The organism is Rhizobium sp. 01L419, from assembly GCF_056400025.1.
The window spans coordinates 179,305-189,907 of record NZ_JBFTSM010000016.1; the positions used below are offsets into that span (position 1 = coordinate 179,305).

Consider the following 10,603-nt stretch of genomic DNA (forward strand, 5'->3'; position numbering starts at 1 on the left):
GCGGCGGCGCGAAACCGCCGGTATCGGGACTTACTTCGAAACGTCCTGGCCGAAGTATTTGTCGGCGATCTTCTTGTAGGTGCCGTCAGCCTTGATGTCGGCGAGCGCCTTGTTGATCCCTTCGAGCAGTTCCGGCTCGCCCTTGCGGATGATGATGCCGGAGTAATCGGCATTTTCCTGCTGGGCGACGATCTTTACCGGAGCGTCCGGCTTGTGCTTCTTGAAGTCGAGGAAGGACAGGCTGTCGTTGATCGTGGCATCGGCACGCTTGGTCAGGACGAGCTGGATCGACTGGTCGAAGCCGTCGGTCCCAACCAGTTCGGCGCCCGCTTCCGTGGCGATCTTGCCGAAGTTGCTGGTCAGCGACTGAGCGGACTTCTTGCCCTTGAGATCGGCGAAGGACTTGATGCTGTCGTCGCCGTCACGAACGATCAGAACGGCCTTCGAAGCGATATAGGGCTCGGAGAAGTCGTACTTCTGCTTGCGGGCGTCGGTGATGCCGACCTGGTTGATGACGGTGTCGTAGCGTTTGGCGTCGAGGCCGGCGATAAGGCCGTCCCACTTGCCTTCGACGAACTCGGCCTTCACGCCGAGCTTGGCTGCGACTGCTTCGCCGATCTCGACGTCGAAGCCGACGAGCTTGCCGCTTTCGTCATGATAGGTGAACGGGGCGTAGGTGCCTTCCGTGCCGATCTTGAAGACGCCGGCAGACTTGATGGCGCTGAGGTTTTCGCCGGCATGAGCAGGCAGCAGGGCTGCGGCCTGAATGAGCGCGGCGGCGGCGACGGTTTTCAACCAGTTCATTGTTTTATCCATCCTTGGGAAGATCGTGTTCGGATGGCCGATACATCGCAGAAAATTACCGTTACGGAAGCGTAGAAAACTGCAAATAAAAGCGGCAACTGCGAATATTTTTCTCAAGCCGCCCTTCTAGTCCATAAATCGGCAGAAACCGGTATCAGGCCGTGGCGCGGTGGCGCAATTTTTCGCTGACGATGATGATGAAGCCGGCGCCGAGGATCATGACCGCGCCGACCACGACATTGTGCGTGGGTATATCGGCCCAGATCACGTAGCCGAGGATGAAGGCCCATACCAGCGACGTATATTCGAACGGTGCGAGCACCGAGACGGGGGCCTGGCGCATACCTTCGAAGAGGGCGAATTGCGCGCAGCCGGCGACGACGCCGGTACCGATAAGCAGGCCAAGTTGCGTGAGGGTCGGGGTCTGCCAGGTATAGATGGCGGCGATACCGGTCATGATGAGGAAGAAGACGTTCGAAACGGCAAGCTGAATGATGGTCTTCTCATGCAGCGAGGTTCTGCGCAGCAGAACCATGGCCGAAGCCCAGAGCACGGCTGCCTGCAGCGCCAGATAGACCGGCCAGGAGATCGCGAGCCCGACCGGATTGCAGGCGATGAGCACGCCAACGAAGCCGACGCCGACGGCAAGCCAGCGGGCGGGCGTGACCTCTTCCTTGAGAATGAACCAGGCCAACACGGTGCCGACGACGGGGGCTGCGTAATAGAGTGTTGTAACCTCGGCGAGTGGCAGGCGGCTTGCGGCGGTATAGTAGGAGAGCCAGGCGCAGAGCAGAAGGATGCTTCGGGCGATCATCGGCTTGATGATCGGCGAGGTGACAGCCTGATGGACGAGATTGCCGCGGCCATAGGCGAGGCAGCCGACGAGGATAGTGAAACTGCGGAAAAACAGGATCTGCCAAACGGGGATCGTTGATGTCAAAACCTTGACGATCGCGTCATGGAAGGTGAACGCCATATAGGCTGATGTCGTGAGCACGATGCCCAAGCTGACGGAGTTTTTCACGGGAGTGCACCAGAGGCGGGAGATGCTGGCAGGAATCAGGAATGTCTGATCGATATTCGCGCCCTCCGAACCGGTCAATAGGCCAGATTTCGCCTTGCTGCTGGAGCTTTGTTTCATGACGTCAGAAAACGTGTGACCGTGCATATTGCCTGCACGATTATCAGCGTTTATGCATGATTGCAGATTTTGATAGATTAATCCGGTAGGAACATGCAGGATTTCCTGTTGCGAGAACGTCAGAGTGTGATTTCCGAGCGGCTCAAGACGCATGGTCGTGTGTTGGCAACGGAACTCGCACTCGAATTTGGAGTGTCTGAAGATACGGTGCGGCGTGACCTGCGCGAGATGGCTGCAGCAGGGCTCTGCGAGCGGGTCTATGGCGGGGCATTGCCGGTTTCGCCGGCACGCGGAAGCCTGACCCAGCGCATGAGCTTTGCTGCCGACCGGAAGCAGGCGCTGGCGCGCGCCGCTGCAGGCGAAATTGCCCCGGGCACGATGGTTTTCTTCGATGCCGGCAGTACCAATCTGGCAATTGCCAAGGCATTGCCGGCTGACTTTCCACTGACGGCAGCAACGAATGCGCCGGCGATCGCTGCGGCGCTGATCGAAAAACCTGAAGTCAACCTCATCCTGATCGGCGGTTTGGTCGACCGCCAGACCGGCGGCTCGCTCGGTGCCAAGGCCCTGCGCGACATGGAGCAGCTTTCGCCCGACCTCTGCATTCTGGGTGCCTGCGGCGTCGATCTCGAGGCGGGGCTGACAACGTTCGGCTTTGAGGACGCGGAGTTCAAGCGGTTCGCCACGTCAAGAAGCAAGCGGGTGATGGTGGCAGCGACATCGGAAAAATTCGGTACAGCAGCGCCGCACAGCGTTTTGCCCATCGCCCATTGCGAATGCCTTGTCGCGGAGCACGACGCGGATGCTGTCATGCTTGGGGAATACCGAGCACGCGGATGCCGAACGATTATTGCGGACAAGACGGCCTGAGGCTGTCGGCGCCAGGAATGGGGCCAGTAACGGGAATTGGGCGGCAAGCCCGATGAGAGGAAAGACAGGGAAATGGACAATAATGTGAGCGCAGCACCGGGGGTACGGAGCGGCTTCATCACCAGGAGCAGGGCGGCGGTTTCGCTGCTCTTTCTCATGAATGGTTTCGTCGTCGGCTGCTGGGCGCCGAAGATTCCCGATTTTGCCGAACGGCTTGGGCTTACCAAGTTCGAACTCGGACTGATGATCCTCGTCTTCGGTTTCGGCTCACTGGTCATGATGCCAATCGCCGGCGCGCAGATCGCCAAGCATGGTTCACGTGTTGTCGTGCGGGTGCTCGCCGTCTGTTTGCTGCCAATGCTTCTGGCGCTGACGCTGGCTCCCAACGTCATCACAGGGGCGATCTCGCTCTTTCTGTTCGGCGGTTTCATGGGCGCGATGGACGTGGCAATGAACGCTAATGCCGTGGCGGTGGAAAAATCCATGCGCCGCGCGATCATGTCGTCCTGCCACGCTTTCTGGAGCCTTGGCGGGTTGCTTGGCTCTGGCCTCGGCGGCCTGGTGATCTCCAAGCTCGGCATTCTCGGCCACGCGGAACTGGCAACCGTGCTTGCCGCTATCCTCCTTGCCGCCGCCTGGCCGATGGTGCTTGCCGATCCGCCGCATCCCGATGCCAAGAAGGAGAAGACGAAGTTGCCGATGGTGCCGCTGCCTTGGCTGCTCGGTCTTATGGCGCTGTTCTGCATGGTGCCGGAGGGAGCGATCCTCGACTGGGGTGCGCTTTATCTCAGGCAGGAAATGGGTGCGTCGGTCGCCCTCTCCGGTCTCGGCTTTGCGGCCTTCTCGGCGGCCATGGCGACCATGCGCTTTGCCGGCGATCTGGTCCGCGATCGTCTCGGCGGGGTCAAGACGCTGCGCATCTGCACGCTGTTTGCCATCGTCGGCATGCTGCTTACGAGCCTTGCGCCGGATGCCGAAATCGCCATCCTCGGCTTCGCGCTTTGCGGTATCGGTATTTCCAACATGGTGCCGATCGCTTTTTCGGCGGCGGGCAACATCCCCGGCTTGAAGCCCGGCATCGGCATCTCAGTCGTCACGACCATGGGCTATTCCGGCATGCTGGTGGCGCCTTCGGTGATCGGCTTCGTGGCCGAGCATGTGGGCTTTGCGGCCGTCTTCATGGCGCTGCCGGTGCTGCTGCTCGTGGTTCTCGCATTCTCCAGGCTCGCGCATTATGCCGATGGGGTCTCGGGCGGCGGCCACTGAGCCGCCTCCAATCAAAAGTGATATACGGGGCGGTTGACAAGCTCGCGGGCTTGATCCACCTGAAAGGCTCTGTTTTCCGGGTGTAAGAGCTCTTCATGTCTGCTTTCGATTTCGATCCGAAACCACGCCGCGCCTCTGTTGCCGTCGATGTCGGCGGTGTCATCGTCGGCGGCGGTGCGCCTGTCGTCGTGCAATCCATGACCAACACCGACACGGCGGATGTGGATTCCACGGTCGCTCAGGTGGCGGCACTCCATCGCGCAGGTTCCGAGCTTGTCCGCATCACCGTCGACCGCGACGAAAGTGCTGCTGCCGTGCCGAAAATCCGCGAGCGCCTGCTGCGTCTCGGTTTGGACGTGCCGCTGATCGGCGACTTCCACTATATCGGCCACAAGTTGCTCGCCGATCATCCGGCTTGCGCCGAAGCCTTGGCGAAGTATCGCATTAATCCCGGTAATGTCGGCTTCAAGGACAAGAAGGACAAGCAGTTCGCCGAAATCATCGAGATGGCGATCCGCTACGACAAGCCGGTGCGCATCGGCGTCAACTGGGGTTCGCTCGACCAGGAACTGCTGACGCAGCTGATGGACAAGAACCAGGCCGAGGGATCCCCGCTTTCGGCCCGGCAGGTGACGCACGAGGCGATCGTGCAGTCGGCGCTGCTGTCTGCGCAGCTTGCCGAAGAGATCGGCCTGCCGCGCAACCGCATCATCCTGTCGGCCAAGGTCAGCCAGGTTCAGGATCTGATCGCCGTCAATTCCATGCTTGCCGAACGCTCCAACCATGCGCTGCATCTCGGCCTGACCGAAGCCGGCATGGGCACGAAGGGCATCGTCGCCTCTTCGGCTGCGATGGGCTATGTGCTGCAGAACGGCATTGGCGATACGATCCGCATTTCGCTGACGCCGGAGCCGAATGGTGACCGCACCCGCGAAGTGCAGGTGGCGCAGGAACTGCTGCAGGTCATGGGTTTCCGCCAGTTCATACCCGTTGTTGCGGCCTGTCCCGGCTGCGGGCGCACGACCTCGACGGTGTTCCAGGAGCTCGCGCAGAACATCCAGAACGACCTCCGCAAGAACATGCCGGTCTGGCGTGAGAAATATCCGGGTGTGGAAGCGCTCAACGTCGCCGTCATGGGCTGCATCGTCAACGGACCTGGTGAGAGCAAGCATGCCGATATCGGCATTTCGCTGCCCGGTACCGGTGAGACGCCGGCGGCTCCTGTCTTTATCGACGGCAAGAAGGCGCTGACACTGCGCGGCCCGAATATCGCCTCGGATTTCGAGGCGCTCGTCATCGACTATATCGAAAAGCGTTTCGGCCAGAAGACGGCAGCGGAGTAATCACTCCGTTTTTCGATGACTCCTGCGGCAGGCCGGATAGCGCTGCCTTTTCTCTGTCTCAGTTCTGACGTTCGGCTACAAAATGGGCAGTGGCGATCAGCACTGCGGCGCGTTCGCCATATGGGGCGAGCAGGGTTTCCGCGTCTTCGACGTGCTGGCGCAGTTGCGTCTCCGCCCATTCCATGCCGTGAAGAGCCACCAGCGTTCCTTTGCCGCGAGCGGCATCCTTGCCGGTCGCCTTGCCCATCGTCTTGATATCGGAGGTCAGGTCGAGAATATCGTCGGCAAGCTGGAAGGCGAGGCCGATCTTCTCGCCGAAGCTGCGCAGGCGCTGCCGGTCCTCGGCCGAAGCGCCGGCGATAATGGCACCGGCCTCGCAGGCGAAACGGATCAGCGCGCCTGTTTTCATCGCCTGCAGGCGAATGATGCCGGCTTCGTCCGGCGCCTGCTTTTCCGCGGCAAGGTCGAGTGCCTGTCCGCCGGCCATGCCGCCGAGGCCAGCGGCGCGGGCGAGCGCCACAACGAGTTCCGTCCTGCTGCGGTCCGGCAGGTCCGTTTCCGGCGCCGCGATGATGTCGAAGGCATAGGTCAGCAGGCTGTCGCCGGCCAGAATGGCGGTCGCTTCATCGAATTTGATATGCACGGTCGGCTTGCCACGGCGCAGGGCGTCGTCGTCCATCGCCGGCAGATCGTCGTGAACGAGGGAATAGCAATGGATGCATTCGAGCGCCGCGCCGACGCGAAGCGCGGCCTGCCTATTGCCGCCGAGAAGTGCTGCGCTTTCCACGACAAGGAAGGGGCGCAGGCGTTTGCCGCCATTCAGGACGGCGTAGTGCATGGCGCTGCGCAGGAGGTCGGGACGGGCGATCTCGTCGGATAGTACGGCAGGAGAGAGCAGGAGATCGAGCAGTGCCTCGATCTCGGCGGCACCGCTTTTCAACCGCGTCTCGAATGTTTCCCGCTTAGCGTCCATGCGCGCTCTTTGACACGGCGCAACGGCTGCTGGCAACGGAATTGTCGATCACCGCGTCAAGATTTCCGCTGCACTCTGGCAATGCGGGTTTTCAGGCGGTATGACAACGACGAGGGCGAAATCGGACTGGGACATTGGATATAGCGCCGCAGACAGAGGAGAGCGTCGAGGCGCCGGTTCGCCGGCGCTGGTTTGGAGACCGCCAGGTGCTGAAGCGCATTATTCTTGCCGTTCTGGCGGTGCTGCTTTTGCCCTATGTGCTCATCCTCCTCTATCTGCTGCCCTTCATCCATCCGGTTTCGACGCTGATGCTGCGCGATCTCGTGCTTTTGCGCGGTTATGACCGGCGGTGGGTGTCGATTGACGATGTTGCGCCTGTTCTCGTGCAATCGGTGATGATGTCGGAAGACGGGCAATATTGCTTTCACGGCGGTGTCGATTGGGGCGAGATGCGTATGCTCGTCGAAGATACGCTGAAGGGCCAGGAGACGCGCGGCGGCAGCACCATTCCCATGCAGACGGCAAAGAACCTCTTCCTCTGGAACAGCCGCTCCTTCATCCGCAAGGGGATGGAACTGCCGCTGGCGGTCGGCTCCGATTTCGTCTGGTCGAAAAGGCGGCTGATGGAGATCTATCTCAATATCGCCGAATGGGGCCCGGGCATCTACGGCATCGAGGCGGCTGCGCAATATCACTTCAAGGTGCCGGCTTCCAAGCTCACGCGCCGGCAGGCCTCGTTGCTTGCAGTTTCGCTGCCGAACCCGATCGATCGCAATGCCGGAAAGCCCGGGCGAGGGCTGCGCAGGCTTGCAGGGCTCATCGAACGACGGGCCCAGGGCTCGGGTGATTACATCAAGTGCATCTATGATTGACATCAGAACTTGTCGTTGGAAGCGGCAAGCGTCATCTGACATTCTTGGTCCTGCCCTATCGGCGAGTGCAGTCCCAACCAGAGCCCTTTGAGTCGCCCATGACCACGACGACACTTTCGCCCGAACTTCTTCAGTATTCCAAGACTCACAATTCGGTTCCGCCGGCGCATTTGGGCACCCGCTACCGCAAGGTCGGCGGTTTCCTGCCGGAGCAAGGCAACACCATCGTCTGCCATCCTGTTAAGGGGTCGAAAACGCAGCGGGCGCTGATCGAGGCGCGCGAAAAATATCTGGCTATGCCCGAGGCACCGCAATTCCTCTTCACGCCGATTACCAGTATCCACATGACGCTCTTCGAAGGCGTGATCGAGGGGCGCCGCAAGCAGGATTACTGGCCGGGCGACCTTTCGCTCGACACGCCGATCGACGACATGACCGAGCTTATGGCCGCACGGCTGGAAGGCTTCTCCATATTCGAGCCCTTCAAGGTTGCGATTGTCGAGGCCCGCCCGTCCGGCCTGCTGGTCGAAGGCGCGACGGAAGAGGACCGCGAGGTGATGCGCGCCTGGCGCGATGCGATGGCCGATCTTCTGGGCTTTCGTCAGCCGAACCATGAGGATTACAAGTTCCACGTGACCTTCGCCTACGCGATCGAACGGCTGGAAGACGAGGCACTGCCGCGCTGGCAGGTCATGCTAGATGAGGTGACGGAGGATATCCGCCGCAGGGCGCCGGTGTTCGAGATGATGCCGCCGGCTTTCTGCGTGTTCGAGGATATGAACCACTTCCACGAACTGCTGATCTTCGATTTCGAACCCTGACAGGAACGCACCATGGACAAGCTGACGCTCACCATCGCCAACAAGAATTACTCCTCCTGGTCCTTCCGATCATGGATGGCGCTGACGGGCGTCGGCATCGATTTCGAAGAGGTGCTGATCCCATTCGACTATCCTGGTGGGAATCCCAACATCAAGGCGGTCTCGCCGAGCGGCCATGTGCCCTTGCTGCAGCACGGTGCGCTGAAGATCTGGGAATCCTTCGCGATCATCGAATATGTAGCCGAGCTTTATCCCGATGCCGGGTTGCTGCCTGGGGATCGTGCCGAGCGGGCGCTTGCCCGTTCGGTCTCCATGGAGATGATGTCGAGCTTCCGGGCGCTGCGCAGCGCCTGCCCGATGAATATTCGCCGGCCGAAGGGCAAGATCGCGCTGCCTGACGAGGTTTCCGCCGATATCGGCCGCATCGAGACCATCTGGCGCGATCTTCTCCGAAAAACCGGGGGGCCGTTCCTCTTTGGCGAATTCAGTGGGGCAGACGCGATGTTTGCACCCGTCGTCAACCGCTTCGACATCTATGATCTTGTTAGCCACGACGATACACTGGCCTATATGGGTGCGATGAAGGCGCATCCGGCCTGGCGGAAGTGGGAGGAAGCGGCCCGCGCCGAGCCGTGGATCGTGCCGGAAGACGAAGTCTGAGTGGAGAATCCGAGGTAGCGCAAAAAATACATGTGGGGACTGGTCAAGGCCACCCCTTGCATGTATAAGCGCGCAAAATTCCGAAATCGCGACATGTCCGTTTCGGCCGCCAGTCTGGCCGTGGGAATGTTTTGCCCGCAAGTGGAGTAAAAGAAATGGCTGTACCGAAGAGAAAAACGAGCCCGTCCAAGCGCGGCATGCGCCGTTCGGCTGATGCGCTGAAGGCTCCGACCTATGTCGAAGACAAGAATTCTGGCGAACTGCGCCGCCCGCATCATATCGATCTGAAGACCGGCATGTACCGCGGCCGTCAGGTTTTGACGCCGAAGGAAAGCGCATAATTTCTGTTCGGCTTGTCCGATAAAGTTTTAAAGGCCGGCTCAATGCCGGCCTTTTTCTTTTCAAGATATTATAATCTTCGATGCCTTGAAGTGAGACGGTGATATCAGGCAGTATTCCCTAGAGATCGGGGAGAATTTTCTGCATGATTGCCACAATACCGCTGATGGTTATTCCATTTATTCTTTACAATCTGGCGATGGTGGGCGTGATGGGTGGTGGCGGAATTTCATCGCTCCAGCATGACGTGATCATGCTGTCGATGCTTTCGGGCGCAATCTGGAGCATGGCGCTCGGCGATCTCTTCATCGTCGTGGCGCTCGTCGTACTCTTCTTCGAGATCCTGAAAGCGACCCGGAACGGTTCCGGCAGCCTCATCAATCACATGCTGTCGATGCTGGTCTTTATCGCCTTCCTGGTCGAGTTTCTTCTCGTCCAGGATGCGGCGACCCAGGTCTTCTTCATCCTGATGACCATCGCGCTGATAGACGTGATCGGCGGCTTTGCGGTGTCGATCCGCAGCGCCGGCCGAGACGTTTCGATCGGCCTATAGGCTGTCGAGCTTGTTCTGCAGCGCGCGAAGCTGTTCCTTCAGCTCATCGATGTCCTTGGCCTCCGCCTTGCGGGTTTCCTTTGGCGGCGGCGTCATGAAGGGTGAGAACATCTGCATGGCCTGCTGGAACATCTCGGTGTTGCGGCGGACCTGATCTTCGACCATCTGCATGGGAAGCTGCAGGTTCTTGCCGAGCGGCGTTTCGCCAAAGGCTCGGTTCACCTGCTCGCGGATTTGCACCTGCTGCTCCGTGAAGGCGCGCATGGAATGTTCGAGGAAGCTTGGAACGACCATCTGCATCTGGTCGCCATAGTAGGTGATCAGCTGACGCAGGAAGGGGATCGGAAGCAGTGTGTTGCCGGTCTTCGATTCCTGCTCGAAAATAATCTGGGTCAGTACCGAATGCGTGATGTCGTCACCGCTTTTGGCGTCCTGAACGGTAAAATCCTCCCCCTTCTTTACCATCTCCGCCAGGTCTTCCAGCGTCACATAGGTGCTGGTGCCTGTATTATAGAGGCGGCGATTGGCATATTTCTTAATTACGATCTGACCCTCGGTCTTCGCCATATCAGTCTCCCAAACTCCGTCTGATTGTATGGATACTCCTCCACCAGAGACTGTAGACGCAAAAGAAGGGCGGTGACAATCTCTTTGTGCGATGCGGCAAGCCCTTTCCCTGAACGGATAAATCCATTCGAGGGCGCTGCAGCAAATGGTGGAACGGTCTTGGCATTTGACTTGGGCCCGCAGCTTTGTCAGTTTCCACTTATATGTGTGACGAGAAACGAGGAAACCCATCCATGAGCAGCTCATCCGTCGTCATCGCCAGCGCAGCGCGCACCGCTGTCGGTTCCTTCAACGGTGCTTTCGGCACAGTTCCCGCTCACGAGCTCGGGGCGGCGGCCGTCAAGGGCGCGCTGGAGCGGGCAAATGTCTCCCCTGAAGAGGTGGACGAGGTCAT

At 59.9% G+C, this 10,603-nt stretch carries 13 protein-coding genes; 9 read left to right on the forward strand and 4 right to left on the reverse strand.

What is annotated here, in order from left to right; translation table 11 throughout:
• Window positions 1-30: 30 nt before the first annotated feature.
• Window positions 31-804 carry an amino acid ABC transporter substrate-binding protein gene (locus AC1DUP_RS27505; RefSeq protein ID WP_113302046.1) on the reverse strand — a complete coding sequence of 258 codons (774 nt, stop codon included), beginning with the start codon at window positions 802-804 and terminating at the stop codon, window positions 31-33.
• A gap of 154 nt (window positions 805-958) precedes the next feature.
• Window positions 959-1,828: a DMT family transporter gene (locus AC1DUP_RS27510; RefSeq protein ID WP_477835840.1), complete on the reverse strand. Its 870-nt coding sequence runs from the start codon at window positions 1,826-1,828 to the stop codon at window positions 959-961.
• Between the two features lie 210 nt (window positions 1,829-2,038).
• Here AC1DUP_RS27510 and AC1DUP_RS27515 point away from each other — a divergent pair, with 210 nt between their 5' ends.
• The 3 genes from AC1DUP_RS27515 to ispG all read left to right on the forward strand — a co-directional run bounded on the left by AC1DUP_RS27515 (window position 2,039) and on the right by ispG (window position 5,424).
• Window positions 2,039-2,815, forward strand: a complete 777-nt coding sequence (locus AC1DUP_RS27515) for a DeoR/GlpR family DNA-binding transcription regulator (protein WP_113311999.1) — start codon at window positions 2,039-2,041, stop codon at window positions 2,813-2,815.
• A 72-nt stretch (window positions 2,816-2,887) separates the two neighbouring features.
• Window positions 2,888-4,081 (forward strand): MFS transporter, encoded by a 1,194-nt coding sequence (locus AC1DUP_RS27520; protein ID WP_113302044.1) that lies wholly within the window; start codon window positions 2,888-2,890, stop codon window positions 4,079-4,081.
• A gap of 95 nt (window positions 4,082-4,176) precedes the next feature.
• A complete protein-coding gene (gene ispG, locus AC1DUP_RS27525) occupies window positions 4,177-5,424 on the forward strand; it encodes a flavodoxin-dependent (E)-4-hydroxy-3-methylbut-2-enyl-diphosphate synthase (protein ID WP_477835843.1) in 1,248 nt (415 codons plus the stop codon).
• A 58-nt stretch (window positions 5,425-5,482) separates the two neighbouring features.
• On the opposite strand, the gene AC1DUP_RS27530 is transcribed toward ispG, so the two are convergent.
• Window positions 5,483-6,397, reverse strand: a complete 915-nt coding sequence (locus AC1DUP_RS27530; protein ID WP_113312001.1) for a polyprenyl synthetase family protein — start codon at window positions 6,395-6,397, stop codon at window positions 5,483-5,485.
• Window positions 6,398-6,531: 134 nt separating this feature from the next.
• Between AC1DUP_RS27530 and mtgA the strand changes: the two genes are divergently transcribed.
• From mtgA to AC1DUP_RS27555, 5 genes are all read left to right on the forward strand, one after another.
• Window positions 6,532-7,269 carry a monofunctional biosynthetic peptidoglycan transglycosylase gene (gene mtgA / locus AC1DUP_RS27535; RefSeq protein ID WP_477835845.1) on the forward strand — a complete coding sequence of 246 codons (738 nt, stop codon included), beginning with the start codon at window positions 6,532-6,534 and terminating at the stop codon, window positions 7,267-7,269.
• A gap of 98 nt (window positions 7,270-7,367) precedes the next feature.
• Window positions 7,368-8,090, forward strand: coding sequence for a DUF1868 domain-containing protein (locus tag AC1DUP_RS27540; RefSeq protein ID WP_113302040.1), 723 nt, complete (start codon window positions 7,368-7,370; stop codon window positions 8,088-8,090).
• Between the two features lie 12 nt (window positions 8,091-8,102).
• Complete coding sequence (locus AC1DUP_RS27545) at window positions 8,103-8,750, forward strand: glutathione S-transferase family protein (RefSeq protein WP_477835848.1); 648 nt, start codon at window positions 8,103-8,105, stop codon at window positions 8,748-8,750.
• A gap of 155 nt (window positions 8,751-8,905) precedes the next feature.
• A complete protein-coding gene (rpmF, locus tag AC1DUP_RS27550) occupies window positions 8,906-9,091 on the forward strand; it encodes a 50S ribosomal protein L32 (RefSeq protein WP_003543812.1) in 186 nt (61 codons plus the stop codon).
• A gap of 143 nt (window positions 9,092-9,234) precedes the next feature.
• Window positions 9,235-9,642, forward strand: coding sequence for a hypothetical protein (locus tag AC1DUP_RS27555; protein ID WP_113302038.1), 408 nt, complete (start codon window positions 9,235-9,237; stop codon window positions 9,640-9,642).
• On the opposite strand, the gene phaR is transcribed toward AC1DUP_RS27555, so the two are convergent.
• Window positions 9,637-10,209, reverse strand: a complete 573-nt coding sequence (phaR, locus tag AC1DUP_RS27560; RefSeq protein WP_113302037.1) for a polyhydroxyalkanoate synthesis repressor PhaR — start codon at window positions 10,207-10,209, stop codon at window positions 9,637-9,639. The genes AC1DUP_RS27555 and phaR overlap by 6 nt on opposite strands.
• Window positions 10,210-10,442: 233 nt before the next feature.
• Here phaR and AC1DUP_RS27565 point away from each other — a divergent pair.
• Window positions 10,443-10,603, forward strand: a 161-nt coding sequence (locus AC1DUP_RS27565) for a thiolase family protein (protein ID WP_477835870.1), incomplete at its 3' end; no start/stop codon positions are given.

Coding starts and splice junctions, on each gene's coding strand:
- AC1DUP_RS27545 (WP_477835848.1), top strand. CDS start 8,103: ATGGACAAGCTGACGCTCACCATCGCCAACAAGAATTACTCCTCCTGG.
- AC1DUP_RS27515 (WP_113311999.1), top strand. CDS start 2,039: ATGCAGGATTTCCTGTTGCGAGAACGTCAGAGTGTGATTTCCGAGCGG.
- ispG (WP_477835843.1), top strand. CDS start 4,177: ATGTCTGCTTTCGATTTCGATCCGAAACCACGCCGCGCCTCTGTTGCC.
- AC1DUP_RS27505 (WP_113302046.1), bottom strand. CDS start 804: ATGAACTGGTTGAAAACCGTCGCCGCCGCCGCGCTCATTCAGGCCGCA.
- AC1DUP_RS27540 (WP_113302040.1), top strand. CDS start 7,368: ATGACCACGACGACACTTTCGCCCGAACTTCTTCAGTATTCCAAGACT.
- AC1DUP_RS27555 (WP_113302038.1), top strand. CDS start 9,235: ATGATTGCCACAATACCGCTGATGGTTATTCCATTTATTCTTTACAAT.
- AC1DUP_RS27530 (WP_113312001.1), bottom strand. CDS start 6,397: ATGGACGCTAAGCGGGAAACATTCGAGACGCGGTTGAAAAGCGGTGCC.
- phaR (WP_113302037.1), bottom strand. CDS start 10,209: ATGGCGAAGACCGAGGGTCAGATCGTAATTAAGAAATATGCCAATCGC.
- rpmF (WP_003543812.1), top strand. CDS start 8,906: ATGGCTGTACCGAAGAGAAAAACGAGCCCGTCCAAGCGCGGCATGCGC.
- AC1DUP_RS27520 (WP_113302044.1), top strand. CDS start 2,888: ATGGACAATAATGTGAGCGCAGCACCGGGGGTACGGAGCGGCTTCATC.